The sequence below is a fragment of the Streptomyces sp. NBC_01176 genome (genome assembly GCF_045039825.1).
Lineage (GTDB): Bacteria > Actinomycetota > Actinomycetes > Streptomycetales > Streptomycetaceae > Streptomyces.
The window spans coordinates 7,413,262-7,437,581 of record NZ_CP108600.1 but is presented as its reverse complement, the minus strand read 5'-3'; the positions used below and the strand labels follow the sequence as shown (position 1 = coordinate 7,437,581).

The window sequence follows — 24,320 nt, the reverse complement described above, 5'->3', positions numbered from 1 at the left end:
CGCGGAGCACCCCGTACGCCGCCGTTCGACGGCCCGGGAAGAGCCGACGGTGCCGGTGTGCGACGCGGACGGCACGCTCCGTAACGACCGTACGGCGCTCCCGTGCCGACGGGACGCGGCTCGGGGCAGCGGACGGTGACGATGCCCGGGGTGCCCTCGGGGTCGGTGAGACAGCCCTGCTCGTGGCGGCGCGAACGGCGGAGGCCCCGCCCCCCGCGGTGCGGGGACGGGGCCTCTGTCGGAGAAGCGGGCGAACGGTCAGCCGATCTGGGCGCCGAACGCCGAGAGCGCCTCGGTGACCGGCTGGAAGAAGGTCTCGCCGCCCGAGGTGCAGTCGCCGCTGCCGCCGGAGGTGAGGCCGATGGCGCTGTCGCCGTCGAAGAGCGAACCGCCGCTGTCACCGGGCTCGGCGCAGACATCGGTCTGGATGAGCCCGTTGACGATGTCCCCGTTGCCGTAGTTCACGGTGGCGTCCAGGCCGGTGACCGTGCCGCTGTGCACCTGGGTCGTCGAACCGCTGCGGGTGACCTTCTCGCCGACGGTCGCCTCGGCCGCCTTGGTGATGGGCTGCGAGGAACCGTTGTAGAGGTCGACCGCGCTCGGGTGCTCGGTGCTCGCGGTGTACTTGACCAGACCGAAGTCGTTGTCCGGGAAGCTGGACTGCTCGTTCGTGCCGATCTGGTTGCCGCTGGAGTCCGACCAGGTGGAGATCGCCTCGGTGCAGTGGCCGGCGGTGATGAAGTACGGCTGGCCGCCCTTCACGACGTTGAAGCCGAGCGAGCAGCGGCCACCGGAGCCGGTGATGGCGTCACCGCCCGCGATGAAGGGCTTGAACTCCCCCTTGGTCCGCTGGAGTTCGGCCTTGGAGCCGAGCGAGTCGACGACCTTGGCCAGCTTGGCCCATTCGGCCTTGGAGACCGTACGGTCCGCGGTGACGACGACCTTGTTGGTCTGGGGGTCGGTCGCCCAGGACGTGCCCGGGATGGTCGCGTCGCTCTTGAGCGTCGTACGGGCGCTCTTGAGCTCGGCGAGGGAGTTCTCGACGACTCTGGCCCTGGCGCCGGCCGACGTCACGGCCTTGGCCGCGGTCTCGTCGAGCACATTGACGACGAGGTGCCGGGACTTCGCGTCGTAATACGTTCCCGCCGCGTCGGCGCCGAGATCCTCGCCGAGGGTCGAGGCGAGCTTTCCGGCCGCCGCGATCGACAGCGTGTGCGGTGCGGGGGTCTGCGGCGTCTCGCTCGCGTTCGCAGTCTGGAAAGTGGCTCCGGCTGCGACGAGTGCGGCGATGCCCGCACCCGCCATGACGGCACGCCTCGCGGGTATGCGTCGGTGCTTCAAGTCACGTCCTCCTGTGGGGGGTCGGTCAGGGAGGTTGTGGGGACCTCCAGGACCGGAAGGCGTACGGACACACACCCGGCTCACAGCAAAATGCCGTGTCCATGCCCGTTGTACGCCGCCCACTATTCCGAGGCGCACAGGGAGCACACAAGGTCGACTTCAGGACGCGCATACGGCAACAGCCCTGCGCCCCGCGCACCTTGACCGTGCGTGGTCACAGCACACGAGTTCCCACCGCAAACACTGTGTGCGAATGGTCGGAATGCGGCCTGTGAGGTCTAGTCCTGTCTTGATTTCGCCCCCTCGGAACCCTCTTCCAAGAGGGTTCCGGGAAGCGGTGGTTGCTCCCGCACCGATTGCTGGGCGGCGGGAGGCGCCGGATCCGGTGCGATCGGATCGGGTGCGATCGGATCGGATGCGGTCGGTTCCGGTGCGGTCGGTTCCGGTCGCGATGCCGATGCCGATGCCGGTGCCGGTGCGACCGCAACCGGTGCGGGTCCCTGTGCCGGGGCGACCGGTGCCGGTGCGGCCGGTTCCGGTGCGGCCGGTTCCGGCGCCGGTGCGGCCGGCTGCTGGGCCCGCTCCAGGAACCGCAGCAGTTCGACGGGGAAGGGCAGGACGAGCGTGGAGTTCTTCTCCGCCGCCACCGCCACCACCGTCTGCAGCAGCCTCAGCTGCAACGCGGCCGGCTGCTCGGACATCACCCCGGCGGCCTCCGCCAGCTTCTTCGACGCCTGCAGTTCCGCGTCCGCGTTGATGACCCGGGCCCGCCGCTCCCGGTCGGCCTCGGCCTGCCGGGCCATCGACCGCTTCATCGTCTCCGGCAGCGAGACGTCCTTGATCTCCACCCGGTCGATCTGCACGCCCCAGCCCATGGCCGGACTGTCGATCATCAGCTCCAGGCCCTGGTTGAGCTTCTCGCGGTTGGAGAGCAGGTCGTCTAGGTCGCTCTTGCCGATGATCGAGCGCAGCGAGGTCTGCGCCATCTGCGACACCGCGAACTGGTAGTCCTCCACCTGGATCACCGCGTCGGCCGCGTCCACCACCTTGAAGTAGACGACCGCGTCCACCCGCACCGTGACGTTGTCCCGGGTGATGCCCTCCTGCGCGGGCACCGGCATCGTGACGATCTGCATGTTGACCTTGCGCAGCTTGTCCACGAAGGGCACCACCATCGTGAACCCGGGTCCACGCACCTCCGAGCGCAGCCGGCCCAGGCGCAACACCACTCCGCGTTCGTACTGTTTGACCACGCGGGCCCCGGCCATCACATAGACCAGGCCCACCGACGCGACGGAGACTCCCGCCGCCACCAGTTCCTCGACCATCACGGCCCCCCAGGGTCCGACGTGGCGCATCAGGCGTGTACCAGACCCCTGTCAGGCCTGCCTCACGGGTTCACATCGACGGTAACCCCGGCACCTGAACAAGGGCGAGCCCCCGCACGCCGGTTGCGTACGGGGGCTCGCCTTCTGCTGGCTGCAGGTCTGGCCGTGCGGGGCACTGTGGGGGCGTGCCGTGGGGGGAGTGTGCTGTGGGGGGAATCAGTCGGTCAGCCGACGCTCACGCCGTAGTAGCTCAGCGCCTCGGTGACCGGCTGGAAGAAGGTCGTACCGCCGGAGGTGCAGTTGCCACTGCCACCGGAGGTCAGACCGTAGGCGACGGAACCCCCGTAGAGCGGACCGCCGCTGTCGCCGCCCTCGGCGCAGACGGTGGTCTGGATCATCTGGTACACCACGTCGCCGCCGCCGTAGTTGACCGTCGCGTTCAGCGCGGTGACGCGGCCGCTGTGCGTGCCGGTGGTCGAGCCACGGCGGTAGACGGTCGTGCCCACGCTGGGCGTGGCCGCGCTGGTGATGGTCTGGCTGCCGACCGCGCTCGGGTGGGCGACCGAGGAGTTGGTGTAGCGGACCAGCGCGAAGTCGTTGGTCGGGAAGCTGTAGCCCACGTTCGTGCCCAGCGTGGTGGTGTGACCGGAGTTGGAGTACCAGGTGGAGGCGACCTCACCGCAGTGGCCCGCGGTCAGGAAGTAGTAGGTGCTCCCGCTGTGCACGTTGAATCCGAGCGAACAGCGGTAGGAACCACCGTAGATGGCGTCGCCGCCGGTGATCAGCTTCTTGAACTTGCCCGGGGTGTGCTTGATCGTGAGGGCGGCCGAGTTGCCGCCCGCGTCCTTCTTGATCTTCGCGATCTCGGCCTGGGAGACCGTGCTGTCGACGGTGACGACGACACGGTTCGTCTTGGCGTCGACCGCCCAGGCGGTGCCCGCGATGTCGGAGTTGAGGACCGACTTGTTCACCGTGCTCAGCTGGGTGGCGCTGAACGTGTGGACGTCGGCCGCGTTCGCGGTGGGGGTGGCGAACGCCGCCGCGGCCACGAGTCCGGTGGTCACGGCCATCAGCTTGACGCGTCTCGCTATGCCGCTGCGAGGAGTGGGGGTGGTGCGCTTGATCCTCACTTTTCGTTCCTCCCGAGGGAAGTAGGGGGCCCGCGTGGGGTCGGGGCCCGTGAGGCGCAGCCGGGAGTCGCCCATCCGGATTCCGGACAAGCCGTGCCCCTGACAAGCGCTGAGGGGGAGTATTCGGCCGCACGGCCGACCGGCGCAAGGGCGCCTTTCGGCCGTGCAGCGTTCAACTTGCGTACGGCCAGGGGGTGTTGATCTCCTCGGCGTGATGGCGCGGAATCCGTGCGGACCGGGGCGCCGCCCGCTCTCCCGCGCCCGCTCCTCCCATCCCCGCTTCCCCCGCTCAGCTCAGTGTGCGCTCCCCCGCCGCGACGGCCGCGCCCAGCGTATTGCCGGGAGGCGGGAAGGGGCAGACGAAGTGGTCGGCGAACGCGCACGGCGGAAGCACGGCGCGGTTGAAATCCACGGTCGTGCGCCCCTCGGCGTCGGGCGCCGCGGGGCGCAGGAACCGGAAGCGATAACTACCGTCCCCGCTGGTGGCGTCGGCGAACACGGCCCACAGCGAGCCGTCGCTCTCGACCGACACCTGGAGCGTGAGATCCGCGCCGTCCAGGGTGAAGGCGAGGATGCCGCCGAGTTCGAGTCCGCGCGTCTGCCCGTCCGCGTTCTCCACCCGCACGGTGCGCCTCTCGCCGTACGGCGTGAAGTGCCCCGGCACCGACCAGTGCGGATCGTACGGCGTCGCCTCGATGCCCTTGAACGTCGTCCGCGTCGGAGCGGCGGGGTCGAAGTCGCGTACGCCCCAGACTCCTTCGCGCACCAGGACGACGAAGCGGCGCTCACCGGTCCCGACGCGGGCCCCGGCCGCCGGGCCCACGTCCGCCACCAGCCGGACCTCGCCGGTGAAGGGCTCGCCGTCCACGCTGAGACCGTCCTCCGGCGCGGCCGTCAGCACCACGTCCTCCTCCTCGGCGGTCCACCGCCCGGGGATGTCCGGAAGTCGCCCGTCCGGATAATCCTCCAGCCAGTGCGTGCCGGTGAGCGCCAGCGGGCCGTAGGGCGCCGACACCGTCTCGATGCGGTGCTCGTGCCACTGCTTCCAGTCCTCGGATGCGTCCGTCGTCATGTGATCAACCTTTCCACAGGGGCCGCACCGACCCGAGGTGCGAGCGCAGCGTCGTACCCGTGTATTCCGTGCGGAAGGCGCCCCGCTCCTGGAGCAGCGGGACCACCCGGTCGACGAACTCGTCGAGTCCGCCCGGGGCCGGACGGGGGACGAGGACGAAGCCGTCGGCGGCGCCGGCGGTCACGCACGCGTCCAGCTCGGCGGCGACCGCTTCCGGGGTGCCGACGTACGAGGGCCGTCCGTAGGCCTCGGGAAGAGGACCGTCGGGGGCGTACGGGAAGGGGCCGGCGCCCCGGGCCCCCTGCGGCGCGACGGTCGCGCTGCCCGCCGGAACCCTCTGGCCGTGCATGCCGGCGGCCCGTTCCCTCGCCTCGGCGGTGGTGTCGCCGAGCACCACGGCCACCGCGGGCATGATCTTCAGGTCGCCGGGCGCGCGCCCGTACGTCGCGAGCCGCCTCTCCATGTCCGCGCGGAACTCCCGGCCCGCCTCCGGTGTCCGGTGCCGCGTGATGACGACCTCCGCGGTGGCCGCGGCGAACTCCCGTCCCCCGTCCGAGTCGTCGGCCTGGATGATCACGGGGTGCCCCTGCGGCGAGCGCGGCACGCCGAACCCGCCCGCGGCGTCGACACGCCGGCCCCGGCGGCCCGAGGAGCGCGGGACACCCTCCGGTGGACAGGAGTCCCACAACTCCCGTGCCCTTTCCACGAATTCGGCGGAACGCCCGAGAACGGCCTCCGTTGTCCGAGTAGGACGGGAATCTCCTCGGCGACGGGCGGCCGGGTCCGGGACGCCGTCACGCCGGAGGCCCTCGCCGGGCACGGTGTCGCGGGAGGCGACCGCGGCCCAGGCGGCCCGCCCGCCGCTGAGGTGGTCCAGCGTGGCGAGTCTGCGGGCGAGCCCGTACGGCTCGTCGAGGGCCGCGCCGATCGCCGCGGCGAGCCCGAGCCGCTCGGTGACGGCGGCCAGCCCGTGGAGAACGGTCAGCGGCTCCGGGTGTCCGACGACGCCCGGATCACGGGTCGTTCCCCGGTCCTCGCCCGGTCGCGGGCTCTCGGCGAGGAGGAGGAAGTCGAACAGGCCGCGCTCGGCGGTGCGCGCCAGGTGTGCGAAGGAGGCGAAGTCGGTCCGCGTGCCCGCGTACGGATCGATCGGCGGACCCTCGTACGAGCCGGTCCGCGGGCCCTCGTACGAGCCGGTCCGCGGGCCCGCGTACGGGTCGGTCCGCGCGAGGAGGCCCCCACCGCCCGGCAGGTGCGCCGCCAGATGGATCCTGCCGCGCGGCCGTACGGTCATGACGCTCCCCCGGTCACGGCGTACCGACCTGCGGGCCTGGCCAGTCGCAGGTGCTCCCTGAGCGTGCTTCCCGGATAGAAGGTGCGGAACAGACCGCGGTGCTGGAGCAGCGCCACCGTTCCGTTCACGAGCCGTTCCAGGTCGCGGCGTGGCTCGACCGGGGTCAGGTGGAAGCCGTCGACGGCCCCGGACTCGTGCCAGACGGCGATGAGTTCGGCGAGGCCGACGGGACCGCCCCGGTACAGCGGGCCCTGCGGGGTGTGCCGGGGTCCGCCACCGCCGTGGCCTGGCTCGGCCGCGCGTTCCCCGTCACCGAGGTCGACGGTGAGCGCGCCGAGGACCCTCAGCGTGTCGGGGGCGCGGCCGGACTCGGCCGCGGCATCGCGGAGTTCGGCCCTGAGAGCGCGGGCCTGCGCCGGACCGGTGACCCGCAGGAGTGCCACGTCGGCGTACCGGGCCGCGGTCCGGCGGGCGGAGCTCCCGGTGGCGTCCACGACCCGGACGGGGTGGCCCTGCGGGGGCCTCGGCTCGATCGAGGGACCCGTCACGGAGAACGTGCTGCCCCGGAAGTCGACGCGGTGCGGCCCGTCCCGGCCGCCGAAGCCGCCGAAGCCGCCGGTCCCCCTGTCACCCGCGCCAGCGCGCGTGCCGGTGCCGGTGCCGGTGCCGCCTTCTCCCTCGGCCCGGAACCGGGCCTCGTCCTCGTCCTCGTACTCGTCCTCGTCCTCGTCCTCGTACGCGTCCGTAGGCCCGCCGGACTGCCAGCCGGCCCGGCCGCGGCTGATCCAGTCGAGGGTCGCCACCGCCTCGTGGACATGGCAGGACTCGGTGCGGGTGCCGGACACGGTCGGTACCAGACCGATCCGGCGGGTGGCGGGCGCGACCCGGGCGAGCACTCCGAGCGCGTCGGGGCCGGGGGGCGCGAAGGCGCCGCCGAGCGTCACGAAGTCGAGCGCGCCACGCTCCGCGAGTTGCGCCGGCTCGACGTACGCGGCGGCGTCGAAGGACCCCCGCTGATCGACGGCGGCGGCTAGGTGCAGCAGCCCCCGGCCGTGCGGTGCGGTCATATGAGAGACACCTTTCCCTACCCGAAATCCATGCATGGTCATAGAGAGATCAGAAAGCCCAAATGCGCTTGAAGGACCTCGAAAGACATCAGAGGACCTTGGAGAGAAACGCCCGTGTCCGTTCCCGCCGCGGCCGGTCCAGTACGTCGCCGGGGGTGCCCCGCTCGACGATCCGCCCGTCGTCCATGAAGACGACGGTGTCGGCGACCTCGCGTGCGAAGCCGATCTCGTGCGTGACGACGATCATCGTGGTGCCCCGGCGCGCCAGGTCCCTGATGACGTCGAGGACCTCCCCGACCAGCTCGGGGTCGAGCGCCGAGGTCGGTTCGTCGAAGAGCAGCAGCTTCGGCTCCAGGGCGAGCGCCCGTGCGATGGCGACCCGTTGCTGCTGTCCGCCGGAGAGCTGCCTGGGGTAGGCGTCGGCTCTGTCGGCGAGCCCGACCCGGTCGAGGAGCCCCCGTGCCGCCTCGACGGCTTCCTCGCGCGGACGCTTCAGCGCGGAGACCGGTGCCTCGACGATGTTGTCCAGCACCGTGAGGTGCGGGAAGAGGTTGAAGTTCTGGAAGACGAAGCCGATCCGGGTGCGCTGTCCGAGGATCTCGCGCTCGCGCAGTTCGTACAGCCTGTCCCCGGAGCGCCGGTAGCCCACGAGCGCGCCGTCGACGGTGATCACACCCCGGTCCGGTTTCTCCAGGTGGTTGATCGTGCGCAGCAGGGTGGACTTGCCGGAGCCGGACGGTCCCAGGACGACGGCGACCTCACCGGCGCGCACCTCCAGGTCGACGCCTTTGAGCACCTCCAGCGAACCGAAGCTCTTGTACACGGCCTTGATGTCCACCATGAGGCGGCCGGCGGCCGGCTCGTCCTTGCCGGGCAATGCGCTCATCGGGCGTTTCCTGACGGGTGGGAGGGGGCGGATGGGAGGACACGGATGGGAAGGAACGGCGGAAGAGGGCGCGCGGGGTCAGGAGACGGGGCGACAGGCGAGGTCGCGCAGGAACACCAGCGCGGCCCGGGCCGCCGCGTCGTTCTGCCGGAACGCAGGGCCGCCGGTACGCGGCCGGGTGAACGCGCCCGAGCCCCGGGCGTCGGTGTGCGGGCCGAGCGCGAAGCGCCGGGGGTGCGGGACACCGGAGCGGTCCAGGACCCTGCCGTCGACGGGGTCGACGGCGAGCAGCCCCTCCGGGGTGGCGGCGGCCCCTTCCGCGTACAGCTCGCGCAGCAGCGTGTCGCGGGTCCGCTCGACCGTGGGGTGCGGCAGTCGCGCCTCGACGAGGGCCCGGGCCTCGACCGTCGCGCCGGGCACGGTGGCACTGGCCGCCCGGAAGACGCCCTCGGCGGCGGTGACGGTCATGTCCGCGCCCAGGAACCGCAGGATTCCGGCCCGTGAGAGGGCCCGCATCTGGCGCAGCCGCGGTCCGGGCGGACCCGACGCGAGGAAGCTGAAGAAGCCGTGCCACCAGGAACCGATGTCACCGAGCCTGACCAACTGCCCGTAGACCGAGAGCAGTCCGAGGAAGACCGCCGAGTCGGCGCTGTACGCGGGGTCGTGACGTCTGGTCAGGTCGTCCTCGAGGTACGCGCGCAGTCCGGCCTGGAGTTCCTCGTACGAGGTGTGACGCATCCCGTCCAGCGGGCGGTCCAGTGCGGCGAGGTCGAGCCGGTCGGCGGGGTCGGGCACGGCGGAGGCCACCAGGGCCTGGATCTCGGGGCCGTCCCCGGTCCCGTACTTCTCCTCGAAGTCGGTCCAGGCGATCCGCGTGCGTTCGGGGTGGGCGGTGAACAGCCGGTGGTAGTGCGCGAACCCCAGTTCCTTCTCGACCAGCGGCCACACATCGCGCCGGAAGTCGAACCCACCGGGTCGGGCGAGCAGTTCACCGACCTGGGTCGGCCCGAAGTACCTTGGCAGCGGCGGCCGTTCACCCGTCCAGGCGTAGCCGATCTTGGAATGGTAGGGGACCCCGCGCCGGGAGCCGACGTACAGCACGGGCTCGCGTCCGGAGGGCAGATAGGTCTCCCCTTCGTACCGTCCGCCGCGCCCCTCGGTGAGCAGCACCATCAGGTCGACGAAGGCGAGCCCGAAGCCGCGGACGAGAACCGGTTCGCCCGGTCTCAGCGCCGCGAGGTCGCTGTCGGCGGTGAAGTCCGGCGGCAGGTGGACCAGGTCGTGCGCGCGGGCGTACGCGGCCAGTTCCCTCTGCTCGGCGTCGAGTTCGGCGTCGAGGTGGCCGAGGGTGAGGACGACGAGGTCGGCACCGAGCGGATGCGTGTGGCCCTCCAGCCACACCAGTTGACGCCCGTCGTGTCCTCCGTCGACCCGCAGGGCCCGGCACGGATGGTGGTGGACCGTGATGCCCGGCGGCAGGGATGCCACCGTCCGCTCGTACACCCAGCGCAGGTACGCGCCCTGCCGCTGCCGGTCGGCGAAGACGCGTCCGTCGAGGGCGGCCCACTCGTGCAGGGTGGGGCCGGCCAGGACAGGCCCCGCCATGTCCACCGTCTCGTCGGTGAACATCGTGACGTCCTGGGCCTCGGAGTTCATCCACAGCAGCGGCGACTGCTCCTCGCGCCAGATGCGGCCGCCGCCCGGCGGATACGGGTCGACGAGATGGATGTCCAGGCCCGAACCGGCGTACAGCTCCGGCGCGTTGGCGGCTATCCGCTCCAGGAGACCGGTCCCGCGGGGACCTGCGCCCACGATCACCAGCGCGGGACGCCCCGCGTCCTCCGGGTGCGTGTTCCCCGGGTGCGTGCCGGTCGGACGCGCGCCGGCCGGGTGCACGGTCTCCGGCTGGGCGGTCACCGGGGGCGTGGCCACCGGATGCACGGTCGCCGGATGCGCAGTCGCCGGACGCGCAGTCGCCGGACGCGCAGTCGCCGGACGCGCAGTCGTCGGACGCGTGCTCATCGGCTGCGCTCCGTACCGCGCGCGTAGTGCCTCTCGACGTGGAACTGACCGAAGGAGAGCACGGAGGTGACGACGACGTACCAGAGGGTGGCCACCGTGAGCAGCGGGATGACCTGGTAGGTGCGGTGGTAGACGAGCTGCGTGGAGTAGAGCAGGTCCTGTACGGCGATGACGCTGACGATGGAGGTGCCCTTGAGGGTGCCGATCAGCATGTTGCCGGCCGGCGGCACGATCGAGCGCATCGCCTGCGGGAGCACGATCCGCCACCAGCGGCGCCACCGGCTCAGACCCAGCGCCTGCGCGGCCTCGATCTGGCCGCGGTCGACGGAGAGGATGCCGCCACGCACCACCTCGGCGGCGTACGCGGCCTCGTGCAGGGTCAGTCCGAGGACGGCGACGGTGACCGGACCGAGCAGGTTCACCGTCCGCACGCCGAGGATCTGTGGGTACAGCGCCCCGATGTTGAACCAGAACAGCAGCTGCACCAGGATCGGCATCGACCGGAACAGCCAGACATATCCCCAGCCGACCGCCCGCAGGACGGGGTTGGCCGACAGCCGGCACGTGGCGAGCAGGGTGCCCAGCGCGAAGCCGAGCACCATCACGACCGCGGTCAGCCAGAGGGTGAGCCACAGGCCCCGCAGGACGGAGGCGGAGGTGAAGTAGTCGCCCACGACGCCCCATTGGAACGCCTCGTTGCGGGCGACGGAGTCGAGAGCGAGTCCGAGCAGGACCAGGACGACGGCGGCGGCGGTCCACTGGCCGAGACGGCGCCGCGGGACGATGCGCAGGGACGCCGTGTCGTCCGGTACGGCTTCGGGGATCTTGGTGAGGGTGTCCGAGGACATGCGGAGGCTCCGTGATGCATCGAGTCGAGCACGGGTGCCTTCACACAGGTCAACGCGGGTGACGCGGGGCGCCGCGAGGCGCGTACGGCCGAGCCCCTCAGCAGGGCCGTGCACCGAGAGTACGGGGACGTTTCCCCTCGCTGTCAAGGCTGTCCACACTATGAGCCGTTCGTCTCAAGTCAGTTGACGCGCAAACGGATGCCTGTTCCACTTGGGTCCATGCATTCGCAGCAGTGGCTGGTCACGCGCTCCCACATCGACTTCGGTCGAGTGTGGTCCTCTTCCTGTTGAGCTGACCCCCTGCGCGACCGCCCGAATCGGGCGCCCTCCGCGTTTCACCGCTCCCCCTCAGGCCTTCACACGCGCACCCCTCCCCTCTCCGTACCCCTCCGCGCTCCTTCGCTCCCGCCTTCAGGAGACCCCACACCATGCGTACGTTCACGCGTACCCGCAACAGGCGTTTTGCGCCCTTTGCCCTGCTTGCCTCCGCGACTCTGCTGCTCACGGCCTGTGGCTCCGGTGCCGGTTCCGGCGACGGCGGCGGCGGGGGAGGCACCGCCCAGGCCGCGGCCGGGAGCGACGCGATCCCCACCACGGACGTCGTCTCGGCCGTCAAGAAGGACGAGGCGGCGGCCAAGTTGCTGCCCGCCGGGGTCACCGACCTCACCGTCGCCGTCAGCGTCTCCGGCCAGCCGCCCGGCACCGCGTATCTCAAGGACGGGAAGACGCTCGCGGGTCAGGACGTCGACTTCGCGGACGCGGTCGCGAAAGCCCTCGGCATCGGCCTGAAGCACGAGTCCGCGAGTTTCGAGGCGATCCTGCCGGCGCTCGACAGCGGCAAGTACGACTTCGGGGCCAGCAACTTCGGCGTCACCGACGAACGCCGCAAGGTGATCGACTTCGTCACCTACATCAACGACGGCCAGGGCTTCGCCACCCGCGCGGACAGCGGGCTGAAGGCCGTCACCGACCTGCGGCAGCTGTGCGGACTGAACGTCGCGACCGGCGCGGGGACGACGTTCGAGGCGACGCTCGAGGACAACAGGAAGGTCTGCGCGGACGCGGGCAAGAAGGCGTACAAGGTGCAGACCTACAGCGAGCAGGGCGCGATCTGGTCCTCGCTCCAGCAGGGCCGCAGCGACATCGTGATGTCCACGATCAACGGACTGCGCTACGCCGTCGCCCACCAGACGGGCGTCAAGTTCCTCAACGAGTACCACCGGCTGGACGTCGGCTTCGCCTTCAAGAAGAACACCGCGCTGGCCCCCGCCTTCCAGGCAGCGGTGAACAGGCTGATCGCGGACGGCACGTACGCGAGGATCCTGAAGAAGTGGGGCACGACGGGGTCGGCGATCGACACCTCCCGGATCTCACCGCCGGAACAGAAGAACTGAGACACACGGCGCCGCCCCCGCGGCGGACGAGCCCGCGCGGCCGTCCGCCGCCGGGGCACCGCGCGCCCCTTCCCGGCGGGGGGCGCCCGGGTCCGCGGTCACGGCCGGCGCCCTCAGATCCCGCAGTCGCAGCAACTGCAGCATTCACAGCACTCGCAGGCCTCGCAGCAGTCGCAGCAGGAGCAGTCGCAGTTGCCGCACCAGCCCTCGCGCCGCTGCCGGGACCACGGCCCCTCGAACTCGTCGGCGCAGCACACCTTGCAGGTGCAGCAGAGCCCGATCGCGGCGGCGCACCCGGCCCAGAAGCCGCGCCCGCCGGGCCCGGGCGGCCGGAAGGAGGGCCCGCCGCCGAGGGGGTCGCCCCCGCCGACGTAGGGATTCCGGCCGTCGTACGGACGCGGCGGCTGCTGCGGGTTGTACGGGCCGCCCTGCCCCGGTGGCCCGAAGGCGCCGGCCGCTCCCGGACCGCCGTGCTCCCCGTGCCCGCACCCCGACGTCCCGAAGGCCCGGTCCACCGAGCGCGTCAGCTCGTGCGCGAGCAGGACGTGCGCCAGCCTGCCGTCCGTGAACGCGACCTCGCGCAGCGCCAGCCGTATCCCGTGCAGCGCGTCGTCGGCGAGCCTGCGGGCCTCGGCGAGTGGCGTACCGGTGGCCGTCAGCGGATTCCAGGCTCCCGACGCGGCGTCAGTTTCCCTGTCCTCCACGGCGTCCAGCAGATGCGCGAGCCGTCCGAAGAGCCGGCCGGCCTCGGCGAGCGGTGCGGCGTTCCCCGGACGGCCGGCGAGGACCGCGGTGTGGGCGAAGGCGGCCGCGGTCGCGGACTCGGTCGGCTCGGTGACGGTCAGCAGCGGTGTTCCGGGCCCGGCGAGCGTCTCGATGCCGATCTGCCGGTCCACGGCGTCGACCAGGACGGCGGTGTCGAAGCCGACCTCGGATCCGGTACGGGCCCCGGCACGCCCCCAGCTCGCGGCGACCCGGCGCGCGGCGAGCGCCACCGGCCTGCGGGCCAACAGGCCGTCCCCGTCGGCCACGTGGTCGCGCACCTTGGCGGAGGCCAGCACCAGGGAGACGGCGGCGGCGAGCCGGGCGCCGTCGCCCTGCGCGACGGACGCGGTCCGCATGCCGCGCAGGGGGCAGGGGCCCGCCGTACGCCGGCCCCCGTCGGCGCGCTCGACCTGAGCCTCCGTCAAAACCGATATCAGCAGACCGTCGTAATTGGTGACAATCCGAGCGAACTGCCCGTGGTCCCCGCGCAACGCGAGGCAGAGCCCGCACAGATGCGCCATCCACTGCGTCTTGAGCCCTTCACCGAGCCGGTGGCTGCAGGGCCTCACGATTCCGAACACGACACTCCCCCGTGACTCGTGCGACGTTGAGCTGCGGCATCGTATCGACCACCCCGTTCACCCGTACGCCCCACGCGTCACCCGAACGCCGTCGAGAATCATATTTCACTCTTAGTCAGCAGCCGTACACGGCAGGGCCCTTGGGAGACGCGGGCTCTCGACGAATTCGCTGTGCACCAGTACCGTCACGAAACCCCCGCGCGGCGTCTATCCACTTGGCGCGACATCCGCATCATGGACGACCATGGGGATGCGGAAGCAAGAAAGACCGCTGTGAGAGGAGGCGTCCATGGGATCGGTGCGCAAGGCGAGTGCCTGGCTTGGCCTCGTCGACGACAACGATGACGAGCGTTACTACGACGACGACAACTACGCCGAGGGGCAGGAGCCCGGCGATGCCTGGGTCACCGACCCGCGCGTGAAGGTCGCGTCCGAGACGGCGGAGGAAAAGGGCCGCCGGATCGGCACGGTCACCCCGGACAGCTTCCGGGACGCACGCGGCATCGGTGAACTCTTCCGGGACGGTGTCCCGGTCATCATCAACCTCACGGCCATGGAGCCCTCCGACGCCAAGCGCGTGGTGGACTTCGCGGCCGGTCTGACCTTCGGCCTGCACGGCACCATCGAGCGGGTCGCCACCCGGGTCTTCCTGCTGACCCCCGCCCACACCGAGATCGTCAGCGGCGAGGCCGCGGGTCGCCAGACGGACGGCTTCTTCAACCAGAGCTGAGGCAGGGCCGCTCACCGGCCCCGCCCTGCGGTGCTCGGTTCACCGGAAGGCGTCGAGTCCGGTGAGCGCCTTGCCCAGTACCAGCTGATGCATCTCCACGGTGCCCTCGTAGGTGAGCACCGATTCGAGATTCGTGGCGTGCCGCATCACGGGATATTCGAGCGAGATCCCGTTGGCGCCGAGAATGGTCCGGGCGGTCCGGCAGATCTCGATCGCCTCGCGCACGTTGTTGAGCTTGCCGAAACTGACCTGCTCGGGACGGAGCCGTCCCGCGTCCATACGCCGGCCGAGATGGTGGGCCAGCAGAATTCCCTTGTGCAGTTCGACGGCCATGTCGGCGAGCTTGGCCTGGGTGAGCTGGAAGCCGCCGATGGGCCGGCCGAACTGCTCGCGTGTCTTCGCGTAGGAGACGGCGGCCTCGAAACTGGCCCGCGCCGCACCCATCGCACCCCATACGATCCCGTACCGCGCGTGCGAGAGGCAGCTGAGCGGCCCCTTGAGTCCGCGCACCCCGGGCAGCACGGCGTCGGCGGGCAGCCGGACGTCGTCGAGGACCAGCTCACTGGTGACGCTGGCCCGCAGGGACCACTTGTGCTTGATCTCGGGCGCGGAGAACCCGGGCACGTCGGTGGGGACCGCGAAGCCCCTGATCCCGTCGTCGGTCTGCGCCCAGACGACGGCGACCCCGGCGACCGAACCGTTCGTGATCCACATCTTCCGCCCGTTGAGAACCCAGTCACCCCCGGCGTCGCGCTTGGCGAAGGTCCGCATGGCGCCGGGGTCGGAGCCGTGGTCGGGCTCGGTGAGCCCGAAGCACCCGATGACGTCGCCGGAGGCCATCGAGGGCAGCCACCGCTGCTTCTGCTCCTCGGAACCGAAGCGGTGGATGGCGTACATGGCGAGCGATCCCTGCACCGAGACGAGGGACCGGATCCCCGAATCGGCGGCCTCGAGCTCCAGACAGGCGAGCCCGTACTGCACCGCGCTGGCCCCCGCGCACCCGTAGCCCTCCAGCGACATCCCGAGCGCCCCGATCCCGCCCAGCTCACGCGCCAGCTCGCGGATTCCGGGCAGCTCCCCCTTCTCGTACCACTCGGCCACGTACGGCAGCACGCGGTCCGCGGCCCAGGTCCGGACGGTGTCGCGGATCGCGAGGTCCTCCGCGTCCAGCAGGTCGTCGATGCCCAGCGGATCGGTGGGGTCGAAGGGCGGCAGCTTCGAGGACGCGGACATGGCAGTACCTCCGGCACACTAAAACTAGCAGTGTTAGTCACAACGGCTTCGGGGCCGACGCTACGACGCGGTGTCCCGTACGTCCAGGGTCCACCGGCGCGCGAGCGGGGGAACCCGGCGAGACCCGGCGAAACCTGACGGAACTACGCGGAGACCCGGGACTCGGGCGCTTTCCGGGGCGCGGGAATCTCGGCCGAGCCCGCCGCCGCGGGCGCCTCGCACTCCATGACCCGGGGCAGCCGCAGCGCCATCACCGCGCCCAGCAGCAGCAAACCCGCACTGACCAGCAGGGTCACATGCAGCCCGTGCACGAAGGAGTCGCGGGCCGCGTGGCGCAGGGCGGCCCCGCGTGCCCCGCCCAGGCGCGCGGCCACGTCGTACGCCTCGCCCAGCGAGTGGCCCGCCGCGGCCGAGTCGCCCGCCGGGACTCCCCGCACGGACGACAGCCCGGGAGCGTACGCCGCGTTCATCACACTCCCCAGGAGCGCTATCCCGATCCCGGCGCCCAACTGGTACGAGGTCTCCCCTATCGCCGCGGCTCCACCGGCCTGCGCGGGCGGCGCCTCGCTCAGCATCGACTCGTACGCCCCGAAGAGCGTCGTCTCCAGCCCGAACCCGAGCAGCACGAACCCGACGAGCAGCAGCCCGGCGTTGTCGTTGCCGCCCATCGCGGTGAGCGTGACCACCGCGGCCGCGGTGGCGCAGAACCCGGAGCAGACCATCACGCGCGGCCCGAACCGGCGCAGCATCCGCGCCCCGACGAGCCCCGCGGCCATCGCCGCGAAGGTGAGCGGGAGCAGTCGCAGCCCGGTCTCCAGCGGGGAGAGGCCGAGCACCAGCTGCAGATACTGCGCGGCGATCAGCTCCAGGCCGACCAGCGCGAGCATGGCGAGCACGATGCATCCCACCGAGGTGCTGAACGCGGGCCGCGAGAACATCCGCAGATCGACCAGCGGATGCGCGCGCCGCCGCTGTCGCCGTACGAATCCGAACATCAGCGCGGCGCCGAGGAGCAGGGGCGCCAGCGTGAACGGGCCGAAGGGCGCCTCGCCCCCGCCGAGCTGCTTCACCCCGAGGACCAGCCCGAAGAGTCCGGCGGCGGCCATCAAGGCCCCGGTCACGTCCCAGGGTCCGTTGCGCGCGCCGCGTGACTCGGGCAGCAGCAGCCGCCCGATCGGCAGGCTGATCAGCATCAGCGGGATGTTGATCAGGAATACGGATCCCCACCAGAAATGTTCGAGCAGGAAGCCGCCCAGCAGCGGCCCGACGGCGGCACCGACCGCGGCGACCGCGCTCCAGATGCCGATCGCGAGCGCCCGCTCGCGCCGGTCGGGAAAGACCTGGCGCAGGATCGACAGCGTGGCGGGCATGATCATCGCGCCGCCGACGCCGAGCAGGGCACGGGCCCCGATGAGGAGCTGGGCGCTGTCGGCGAGGGCGGCGACGCCCGAGGCGACGCCGAACAGCGCGTATCCCAGCAGGAGGACGCGTCTGCGGCCGATCCGGTCGCCCAGCGTGCCGAAGAGAATAAGGAGCGAGGCACAGACGAGCGGGTAGACGTCGACGATCCAGAGCAGCTCTATCGCGCCGGGCTTGAGGTCCTCGGTGACGGCGGGCACCGCGACGTGCAGCACGGTGGCATCGAGGGCCACGAGGAGCAGGCTGACGCACAGCACCACAAGGACGACCCAGCGGTTGGCACCGGCCCCGGTCTCCCGACGGCGACACGTGTCGGCCGTGGTCGTCCCGGACATGTACGTACCTCCCAGATGTTCCCTCGCGTTCGGCGATCCGCTGGGTGGGGACTCCCTGCGGCTGCGGCGGGAGGAACGGCCTTCCCGGGCGCACGCGACCAAGGCGAGTGAGCGGCCAGCGTACGCGAGTTCCCCTTCGCTCCACGTGGCGGACCTCTCACGTTCCCCTGGCCTCGCATGTGGCGTACGCCACGCCCACCGGGCCGAGCAGCGCCCCGGGAGGGCGGCCGGTTCCGCGGGCCGTCGATAATCGAGCCCGTGACCGATCTTGAGACGCCCGCCGCGGCGCCGCCCCGTGCGGGCGCGCTGCGCCGCGCCGCACCAGCCCTCCTCGGGTACGCGGGCGTCCGCGCCCTGGGCCTGATCGCCCTCTTCCTGTGGAGTGCCGCGAACGGCAAGAGCGCGCACACGCTGCTGACAGCGCGCTGGGACTCGCTCTGGTACACCCGGGTCGCCTCGTTCGGCTACGGCTGGCAGGTCCGGCTGCCCAACGGCGACGTGCACTCCAACCTCGCGTTCTTCCCGCTGCTGCCCTGGCTTGAGCGGTTCGTCGCGGCCCTGTCCCCCTTGTCGTACGCGGACGCGGGCCTGCTGGTGGCCACGCTCGCCTCGTTGGCGGCGGCCTGGGGGATCTTCGCGGTCGCGGACCAGGTGTACGGACGGCGTGCCGGTGTGTGCGCCGCGCTCGTGTGGGCGGTGCTGCCCGTCGGCATCGTGCAGTCGATGGCGTACAGCGAGTCCCTGTTCACGGCGCTGGCCGCCTGGTCGCTCTACGCGGTGCTGACCGGCCGCTGGGTGACGGCGGGGCTGCTCGCCTCGCTCGCCGGGCTGACCCGCCCGGTGGGCGCGGCGGTGGTCGCGGCGCTCTGGGTGGCGGCGATCACCTCGTTCGTGCGGGAGCGGAGCACGTCTTCCGCGCAGGGCGCCTCCCGGTGGCGACGCGCCCTCGGCATGCTCCTCGCGCCGCTCGGCGCCGCCGGATACGTCCTGTGGGTCGGCCATCACACGGGCAGAGGCCCGCTGGGGTATCTCGACGTCCAGGGGCAGTGGGGCAACGGATTCGACGGCGGATACGCCTTCGCGCGCTTCGTGGGCGACAAGTTCACGTCATTTCCGTCCGCGTCGGCCGGCGTCGGTCTGATCGTCGGGGTCGCCCTGGTGATCTGGCTGTACGCCACCTGTGTGCGGCAGGGACAGCCTCTCCCGCTGCTCGTGTACTCGGGGATCGTCACCGCGCTCGCCCTGTGCGCCTCGGGCTACTTCGGGTCGAAACCGCGCCTTCTGCTGCCCGCCTTCCCTCTGCTGCTGCCCCTCGCTCTGGCTCTGGCCAGGCTGCGTAAGTCCAGGTCAGCGGCGATTCTCGGCGTCGTGGCCGCGGCTTCGGCGGCCTACGGCGCCTTCTGGCTGAACGGCTCCGGACCGCCATGACCGACCCCTGGACGGTCGGTGAGCAGCCGGAGAATTCCAGTCAAGCATTCGGTGAACGAATTAATAAGCGCCATATAACCGGCCCCGGAACCGATCAATGGAATTACAGCGCCACCCCCTCGAGGATTAGCGAATCATTAGAAATAAACATCGCCCTGAGAGGAATCCCACATCACATCGTCATCACAAAGCGAGTGATTCGGCCTGGAACGCAGCTCACTCGCTGTAGCGTCGATTGAGTGCGTACCGAACGAAACCTCACCCGTCTGGACCGGGTCTTCGCCCGGCTGGACCGTGAGCCGGAACGACCGGCCCACATCGATGTGCCGAAGATGAGCAGGCACAGGGTTGTGCTCTTCGGAGCCACCCTGGCCTTCTACGTGGCCATCGTGTGGGCCGTGGCGATCACTTCGTGGCTGGTCCGGTTCGACTGGCAGGTCATGTTCTTCCGGCCGTATCAACAGTGGCCGGAGATCCACGCGTTCCTCGACTACTACGTGGTGCTCGGCCAACGCGGCCCCACCGCCGTGATGGTGGCGGCCTGGCTCGGCTGGCGCTCGTGGCGGCAGCACACCCTTCGCCCGCTGCTGACGCTGGGCGCCTCGCTGTTGCTGCTGAACATCACGGTCGGCGCCGCCAAGCTCGGCATGGGCCGCCTCGGTCCGCACTACGCCATCACGATCGGCTCGAACGAGATGGGCCTGGGCGGCGATATATTTCCTTCGGGTCACACCGCGAACGCCGTGGTGACCTGGGGGATTCTGGCCTATCTGGCCTCCACCCCGGGGGCGCGGCGCTGGCTGTCCGCGCTGTCCGCCGTGACCTCGCTCGGGGTCGGCCTCACCACCGTCTACCTCGGTACGCACTGGCTGAGCGATGTGCTGCTGGGCTGGGCCGCCGGCCTGCTGATCCTGCTGGCACTGCCCTGGTGCGAGCCGCTGATCGCCCACGCCGAGACCGGGATCTTCACGCTGCGCGACGCCTGGCGTTCCCGTCGCGGCCGCACGGCGCCCGCTCCCGCCGACGTTCCCGTCGGCGCCCCGGTCGGCGCGCCCGTCCTGGTCAAGCAGCACGGCCCCGCGGACGAGGAGGTGCCGGCGCGCGAGACCGCGGCCGCCGCGCGTTCGTCCCGGGGTCCCGCCTACCTGGCCCCCGGACCGCACTTGGCCCGCTCGGAGCGCACCCCGGTCACCCCGGCCGGCAGCCGCCGGCCGCCGCACGCGGACCGCGCGGCACGCTCCGCGACGACCACGGCCTCGGCCCGGCCCGCCGCGGGCGGCTGAGACCAGGAACACGGCGGGGCCGGTACGCACACCCGCCCCGCGCGCGAAGGCCCCCGGCTCACCCGAGCCGGGGGCCTTCGCGCGATCCGGTTCCCGGGCTCTTCGGCCTTCGGGGGCCCCGGTCCTGTCGATCCCTCAGGTCCCGTTTGACCTTTTTGCGGCTTTCGCTCTCCCAGGTCTTCAGGTCCTTGGGACCCCTCGGGTGCCTGGGTGTCCGGCCCCTCGCGCGCGCCTTGGATCCCTCAGGGGCGAGGTGTCCGTGGCCCCGGAGCCGGGACCGACCTGGCCTCAGCCCTTCCAGCAGCGGGTCACCCGGCCGTCGCCGACCTCGAAGTTCAGCCTTCCCACGCGGTACTCCATGGTGATGATCGCGCCGGGCGGGAGCGAGCGCACCGAGGACCAGCCGCGCTCACGGGCGCGGCGCTCGGCGCTGCTCGCCTCCATCCCGACATAGGTCTCCGGGCTGTCCTCGGGTTCCGCGGGCGGAGTGGGAATGGGTGCCATGACCGCCACGTTAGGCGGCCCGCCCCCGACGGGGAAGCGCGGACCGGGGCCCCGGTGTCACCCGTACCCCTCCGGTCACACTTCTGTCACAGGATCACGACACGCGTTTCGGCCGAACTCCGTCACACGTACGAGCGGTTCGGTAGATGAACCGCACGCCTTCGAACGTAATTCGGGACCGCCCTTGCCCCGTTCCGAATAACACGGAGGAAAGTGCGCGCACCAGCGCCGGGCCCGCACTTCGCATTCCGATTCCGCCGCGTGTCACGGAAGCGGGTGCCGCATAGGAAATGCACGGTTCCGACACAGAACCCCCGCAGATCCCGGGCCGTCACGGCGCCCCGGTTCCGCCCCCGGTCCCCGGTGTTCGGCCCGTACCGTCCCCCGTCCGGGGCGATTCCCCAGGAGCCCGCTCCAGTGCCCGGGACAGCCGGCCCTGCGCCGTTCTGATCGCCTCGGTCAACGCGGCCGGTTCGAGCACCTCGAACTCGAAGCCCATCAGCATCACGTGGATCACCATCACGTCGAGGCTCGCGGCTCCGGTACGCAGGACGCAGCTGTCGTCGCCCTCGGCCTCCAGCGTGCCCGCCGACGGTGAGATCCGCTCGGCGGCCTCCACCAGGGGAACGAACAGCCGCACCACCGCGTGCGCGGCGTACGCGCCCGTGGAGACGCCCCGGGAGACATAGGCGGCCAGGTCGTCAGCGGGCGGGGTACGCGGTGGGCAGCGCGGTCCGTGCGGCGGCCTCGGCGTGATGCGGTCCACCCTGAACGTACGCCAGTCGTCGCGGTCGACGTCCCAGGCGACCAGGTACCAGCGGCGTTCGGTGCACACCAGGCGGTGCGGTTCGACGGTGCGGCGGGTCGGGGAGCCGCCGTGGTCGAGGTACTCGAAGCGCAGCCGCTCGGAGTCACGGCAGGCGTTGGCGAGTTCCGTGAGCACGGCCGGGTCGACATCGGAGGGCCCCGGGCCGCGCAGCATCGGCACGGTGAAGGCGTTGAGGGTGCTCACCCTGCGGCGCAGCCGGTTCGGCAACACCTGTTCGAGCTTGGCGAGAGCCCGTACGGACGTCTCGCCGATGCCCTCGATGCCCTGCCCGGCGGCCGTGCGCAGTCCGACCGCGACGGCCACCGCCTCGTCGTCGTCCAGGAGCAGCGGCGGCAGCTCGGCGCCCGCGCCGAGCTGATAGCCGCCTCCGGTGCCCGGGCTGGCGTTCACCGGATAGCCCAGCTCGCGCAGCCGGTCCACGTCACGGCGCACCGTGCGGGGTGTCACGCCGAGGCGGTCCGCCAGGTCGGCACCCGACCAGTCGCGGTGGGCCTGCAGCAGCGAGAGCAGCCGCAGCAGTCGTGCCGATGTCTCCAGCATGGCGTCGAGTCTGCCAGCCCGCGTGGGCGGCCACCGTCCGCGAGGCTGTCCCGGGGGACGGGAGCCGGTGGCGCGTGCGGGAGGTGTTCAGTCCGCCGGGGTGACCGTCACGGAGAGGTCGTTGTCCCGCGTGTAGTAGGGGCCGGCCACCAGCGGGCCGTGCGGCGTCCGCACGGTGGTTCTGGGATGGAGGAGGACGGTCTTCTTGTCGGCGATGTCGTCGAGCAGCCGCGCGACGCGTACCCGGGGTCCCCGCTCCCCCGCCGGCCGCAGCCACAGGTCCCAGACGCCGGGCCGCAGCGCGTCGTACGCCACCGCGAATCCGAAGTCGGTCTGCTCCACCGCCACTTCGGCGCGCAACGGGGCCTCGGTCACGTCCCGGTGGCACACCTCGGCGTACGCGTCCGGCGCGAGTCCGACGCCGTACACGCGGCCGCTCACGCCCAGGCCCCGCTCCCCGCCGCTCAGTTCGACCGCCTCCGCGTGCGGGGCGCGCAGCCAGCTGCGGACGGTGAGACGGCCGTGCCGGGGCGAGGGTCTCTCCTGTCCGGGCGGAGCCGGGAAGCCGGAGGCGTAGGGGATACGGACGGCGACGTGGCCGAGCGCGCCGCCGGGGACTCGGGCGACGAGTGAGCGCAGGTCGTTGACGCCGGGTGCCAGGCGGCGCGGTTCACCGCCCGCCACCTGCGCGTAGGCGTCCCAACGGCCCTCGGGCAGCGGGACGCTGCTGGGCAGGGCGGCACGCAGCCGGCCGTCCCCGGCGGGGGTCAGCGGCAGCCTGACCTCCTCGCGGCCCCCGCGGCGGCGCAGCACGAGGAGCGCGGCGCCCGGCTCGCCGGTGTCGGTGACGTCGAAGGTCAGCCCGCCCGCGGAGTCGGCGATGCAGTCGGCGAACGGGGGCACGGCGATGTCCGCGTCGGCGCGCCGTCGCGCGGCCCGCGGGACCGGCGTCATCATGCGGGGCGTCCCTTGCTCGCGTGGACCTCTTGGGTGATGAGACCCCGGACCCTGCCGATTGGTTGCCTCCCAGCGGCACATCAGGGCTCAGGGAACAGCTGCGGCCCCACGGGAAGCAGCCGGGCACGGGGCCCCGTCCGGTCGGACGACCGGACGGGGCCCCGTGCCCGGGGTTGGGACGAGCGGTGCTCAGAGGTCGAGCCGCTGGCCGGGCACGATCAGGTCGGGATCACCGCCGATGACCGCCCGGTTGGCCGCGTAGATCTCCCGCCAGGTGGTCGCGTGCCGTGACGCGATGCCGCTGAGGGTGTCGCCGCTGCGGACCGTGTAGTCGCCGTGGCCGCCGCGCGACAGGTCGCGGTTCGTGTGGCCCGACGCGCGGGCGGGCGCCGTCGCCCGCTTCGACGGGGCCGCCTTGGACGCGGAGGCCGAAGGCGCCTGCCTGGACGCCGACTTGGGTGTCGACTTCGTGGCGGCCGATCCTCCGGCCGACCCGGCGCCCGAGGACCCGGGCGCGCTTCCGTAGGCTCCGGCCCGGGCCGAACAGGTGGGCCAGGCGCCCCATCCCTGTGCGTTCTGGACCTTGGCGGCAATGGCTATCTGGGCGCCCTTGGAGGCCTTGTCGGCGGTCGACGCGTAGGCCGTTCCGCCGTACGCGCGCCAGGTGCCGGCGGAGAACTGGAGTCCTCCGTAGTAGCCGTTGCCGGTGTTGATGTGCCAGTTCCCGCCGCTCTCGCACTTGGCGATGCGGTCCCACACTCCGTTGTCTGCCGCGGCGGCGTTGCCGGTCGCCGCGAGCAGTCCGAGCGGGGCGAGCAGAGCCGCCCCGGCGAGGACCGCCGTCGTACGAGTCGTCGTACGGACCTTACGGGTGTTGTCGGCACATGCGGACATGTATTTCCCTCTCGAAACACCCGGGGTCCCCCAAGGCGGTGCGCGACTCCCTGCGTGTAGGACGCGGTCGTCGCACTCCTCCCCGTCCGCCGGCGGTGGTGCTCGAAGCTGACTGTGCGGTGCGGCCGGCGGACGTGCCCGAGTGGTGCTCGTTGCACTCGGGGGTGGAATCTATGGAGCCGGTCGCCCCGATATCAACCAACTCCTTGTCATTCGAGGCCAGTTCATGGTTACCGCAGGTATCGGCGAATTTCAGCCACCCATTTCATTGCCTGATTTCCGGATATGTCGACCAGCCGTCCTCCCGCTCTGTGACCCACCTCACCGGTTCAACTTCCTTGGGTCCCAGCCAAGTTGGCTGGGAGTGACGGATTCCGCACCCGAGTTCACCCTGCGCGTCGGATGGTTCGATTCCGTTCGCTTCCGGGCGTGACTCCGGC

20 protein-coding genes are annotated in these 24,320 nt (G+C 71.5%); 4 read left to right on the top strand and 16 right to left on the bottom strand.

Going from position 1 to position 24,320, the window contains the following annotated elements; translation table 11 throughout:
- Nucleotides 1-258: 258 nt before the first annotated feature.
- From OG199_RS32245 to OG199_RS32205, 9 genes are all read right to left on the bottom strand, one after another.
- Nucleotides 259-1,416 (bottom strand): S1 family peptidase, encoded by a 1,158-nt coding sequence (locus tag OG199_RS32245; RefSeq protein ID WP_405834740.1) that lies wholly within the window; start codon nt 1,414-1,416, stop codon nt 259-261.
- 203 nt (nt 1,417-1,619) lie between these two features.
- Nucleotides 1,620-2,669: a slipin family protein gene (locus OG199_RS32240; RefSeq protein WP_405834738.1), complete on the bottom strand. Its 1,050-nt coding sequence runs from the start codon at nt 2,667-2,669 to the stop codon at nt 1,620-1,622.
- A gap of 224 nt (nt 2,670-2,893) precedes the next feature.
- The gene (locus tag OG199_RS32235) at nt 2,894-3,799 is read right to left on the bottom strand and encodes a S1 family peptidase (protein ID WP_356805910.1); all 906 of its coding nucleotides are present in this window, start codon (nt 3,797-3,799) and stop codon (nt 2,894-2,896) included.
- A 289-nt stretch (nt 3,800-4,088) separates the two neighbouring features.
- Nucleotides 4,089-4,871 (bottom strand): DUF1684 domain-containing protein, encoded by a 783-nt coding sequence (locus tag OG199_RS32230; RefSeq protein WP_356805911.1) that lies wholly within the window; start codon nt 4,869-4,871, stop codon nt 4,089-4,091.
- Nucleotides 4,872-4,875: 4 nt separating this feature from the next.
- Nucleotides 4,876-6,165: an LLM class flavin-dependent oxidoreductase gene (locus tag OG199_RS32225; protein WP_405832416.1), complete on the bottom strand. Its 1,290-nt coding sequence runs from the start codon at nt 6,163-6,165 to the stop codon at nt 4,876-4,878.
- Nucleotides 6,162-7,232, bottom strand: a complete 1,071-nt coding sequence (locus tag OG199_RS32220; RefSeq protein WP_405832415.1) for an LLM class flavin-dependent oxidoreductase — start codon at nt 7,230-7,232, stop codon at nt 6,162-6,164. The genes OG199_RS32225 and OG199_RS32220 overlap by 4 nt, the downstream gene beginning before the upstream one ends.
- Before the next feature lie 88 nt (nt 7,233-7,320).
- The gene (locus OG199_RS32215; RefSeq protein WP_356805929.1) at nt 7,321-8,073 is read right to left on the bottom strand and encodes an amino acid ABC transporter ATP-binding protein; all 753 of its coding nucleotides are present in this window, start codon (nt 8,071-8,073) and stop codon (nt 7,321-7,323) included.
- Nucleotides 8,074-8,196: 123 nt separating this feature from the next.
- The gene (locus OG199_RS32210) at nt 8,197-9,936 is read right to left on the bottom strand and encodes an FAD/NAD(P)-binding protein (protein WP_405834735.1); all 1,740 of its coding nucleotides are present in this window, start codon (nt 9,934-9,936) and stop codon (nt 8,197-8,199) included.
- A 200-nt stretch (nt 9,937-10,136) separates the two neighbouring features.
- Nucleotides 10,137-10,988 carry an amino acid ABC transporter permease gene (locus tag OG199_RS32205; protein ID WP_356805916.1) on the bottom strand — a complete coding sequence of 284 codons (852 nt, stop codon included), beginning with the start codon at nt 10,986-10,988 and terminating at the stop codon, nt 10,137-10,139.
- A gap of 428 nt (nt 10,989-11,416) precedes the next feature.
- Here OG199_RS32205 and OG199_RS32200 point away from each other — a divergent pair, with 428 nt between their 5' ends.
- The gene (locus OG199_RS32200) at nt 11,417-12,382 is read left to right on the top strand and encodes an ABC transporter substrate-binding protein (protein ID WP_401803016.1); all 966 of its coding nucleotides are present in this window, start codon (nt 11,417-11,419) and stop codon (nt 12,380-12,382) included.
- Nucleotides 12,383-12,495: 113 nt separating this feature from the next.
- On the opposite strand, the gene OG199_RS32195 is transcribed toward OG199_RS32200, so the two are convergent.
- Nucleotides 12,496-13,728, bottom strand: coding sequence for a DUF5685 family protein (locus OG199_RS32195; RefSeq protein WP_356805919.1), 1,233 nt, complete (start codon nt 13,726-13,728; stop codon nt 12,496-12,498).
- 289 nt (nt 13,729-14,017) lie between these two features.
- Here OG199_RS32195 and OG199_RS32190 point away from each other — a divergent pair, with 289 nt between their 5' ends.
- The gene (locus OG199_RS32190) at nt 14,018-14,458 is read left to right on the top strand and encodes a cell division protein SepF (protein WP_266698056.1); all 441 of its coding nucleotides are present in this window, start codon (nt 14,018-14,020) and stop codon (nt 14,456-14,458) included.
- A 39-nt stretch (nt 14,459-14,497) separates the two neighbouring features.
- On the opposite strand, the gene OG199_RS32185 is transcribed toward OG199_RS32190, so the two are convergent.
- Both OG199_RS32185 and OG199_RS32180 read right to left on the bottom strand, forming a co-directional pair.
- Nucleotides 14,498-15,691, bottom strand: coding sequence for an acyl-CoA dehydrogenase family protein (locus OG199_RS32185; protein ID WP_356805921.1), 1,194 nt, complete (start codon nt 15,689-15,691; stop codon nt 14,498-14,500).
- 143 nt (nt 15,692-15,834) lie between these two features.
- Nucleotides 15,835-17,445 (bottom strand): MFS transporter, encoded by a 1,611-nt coding sequence (locus tag OG199_RS32180; protein ID WP_356805922.1) that lies wholly within the window; start codon nt 17,443-17,445, stop codon nt 15,835-15,837.
- 258 nt (nt 17,446-17,703) lie between these two features.
- Here OG199_RS32180 and OG199_RS32175 point away from each other — a divergent pair, with 258 nt between their 5' ends.
- Together OG199_RS32175 and OG199_RS32170 are read left to right on the top strand one after the other, a co-directional pair.
- On the top strand, nt 17,704-18,873 hold the full coding sequence (locus OG199_RS32175) for a glycosyltransferase family 39 protein (protein WP_405832411.1): 1,170 nt from the start codon (nt 17,704-17,706) through the stop codon (nt 18,871-18,873).
- 239 nt (nt 18,874-19,112) lie between these two features.
- The gene (locus OG199_RS32170) at nt 19,113-20,156 is read left to right on the top strand and encodes a phosphatase PAP2 family protein (protein WP_405832409.1); all 1,044 of its coding nucleotides are present in this window, start codon (nt 19,113-19,115) and stop codon (nt 20,154-20,156) included.
- Nucleotides 20,157-20,444: 288 nt separating this feature from the next.
- Here OG199_RS32170 and OG199_RS32165 read toward each other — a convergent pair whose 3' ends face one another.
- From OG199_RS32165 to OG199_RS32150, 4 genes are all read right to left on the bottom strand, one after another.
- Complete coding sequence (locus OG199_RS32165) at nt 20,445-20,660, bottom strand: I78 family peptidase inhibitor (protein WP_356809655.1); 216 nt, start codon at nt 20,658-20,660, stop codon at nt 20,445-20,447.
- Between the two features lie 331 nt (nt 20,661-20,991).
- Complete coding sequence (locus OG199_RS32160; protein WP_405832407.1) at nt 20,992-22,029, bottom strand: helix-turn-helix transcriptional regulator; 1,038 nt, start codon at nt 22,027-22,029, stop codon at nt 20,992-20,994.
- Nucleotides 22,030-22,116: 87 nt separating this feature from the next.
- Entirely contained in the window at nt 22,117-22,983 is an 867-nt protein-coding gene (locus tag OG199_RS32155; RefSeq protein ID WP_356809656.1) for a hypothetical protein, read from the bottom strand.
- 192 nt (nt 22,984-23,175) lie between these two features.
- Entirely contained in the window at nt 23,176-23,880 is a 705-nt protein-coding gene (locus tag OG199_RS32150; protein WP_356809670.1) for a transglycosylase family protein, read from the bottom strand.
- Nucleotides 23,881-24,320 lie beyond the last annotated feature (440 nt).

What these genes read in the sequence shown, in the direction of transcription:
- OG199_RS32240 (WP_405834738.1), bottom strand. Translation starts at nt 2,669, where the DNA reads ATGGTCGAGGAACTGGTGGCGGCGGGAGTCTCCGTCGCGTCGGTGGGC.
- OG199_RS32230 (WP_356805911.1), bottom strand. Translation starts at nt 4,871, where the DNA reads ATGACGACGGACGCATCCGAGGACTGGAAGCAGTGGCACGAGCACCGC.
- OG199_RS32225 (WP_405832416.1), bottom strand. Translation starts at nt 6,165, where the DNA reads ATGACCGTACGGCCGCGCGGCAGGATCCATCTGGCGGCGCACCTGCCG.
- OG199_RS32220 (WP_405832415.1), bottom strand. Translation starts at nt 7,232, where the DNA reads ATGACCGCACCGCACGGCCGGGGGCTGCTGCACCTAGCCGCCGCCGTC.
- OG199_RS32215 (WP_356805929.1), bottom strand. Translation starts at nt 8,073, where the DNA reads ATGGTGGACATCAAGGCCGTGTACAAGAGCTTCGGTTCGCTGGAGGTG.
- OG199_RS32205 (WP_356805916.1), bottom strand. Translation starts at nt 10,988, where the DNA reads ATGTCCTCGGACACCCTCACCAAGATCCCCGAAGCCGTACCGGACGAC.
- OG199_RS32200 (WP_401803016.1), top strand. Translation starts at nt 11,417, where the DNA reads ATGCGTACGTTCACGCGTACCCGCAACAGGCGTTTTGCGCCCTTTGCC.
- OG199_RS32190 (WP_266698056.1), top strand. Translation starts at nt 14,018, where the DNA reads ATGGGATCGGTGCGCAAGGCGAGTGCCTGGCTTGGCCTCGTCGACGAC.
- OG199_RS32185 (WP_356805921.1), bottom strand. Translation starts at nt 15,691, where the DNA reads ATGTCCGCGTCCTCGAAGCTGCCGCCCTTCGACCCCACCGATCCGCTG.
- OG199_RS32180 (WP_356805922.1), bottom strand. Translation starts at nt 17,445, where the DNA reads ATGTCCGGGACGACCACGGCCGACACGTGTCGCCGTCGGGAGACCGGG.
- OG199_RS32165 (WP_356809655.1), bottom strand. Translation starts at nt 20,660, where the DNA reads ATGGCACCCATTCCCACTCCGCCCGCGGAACCCGAGGACAGCCCGGAG.
- OG199_RS32160 (WP_405832407.1), bottom strand. Translation starts at nt 22,029, where the DNA reads ATGCTGGAGACATCGGCACGACTGCTGCGGCTGCTCTCGCTGCTGCAG.
- OG199_RS32155 (WP_356809656.1), bottom strand. Translation starts at nt 22,983, where the DNA reads ATGACGCCGGTCCCGCGGGCCGCGCGACGGCGCGCCGACGCGGACATC.
- OG199_RS32150 (WP_356809670.1), bottom strand. Translation starts at nt 23,880, where the DNA reads ATGTCCGCATGTGCCGACAACACCCGTAAGGTCCGTACGACGACTCGT.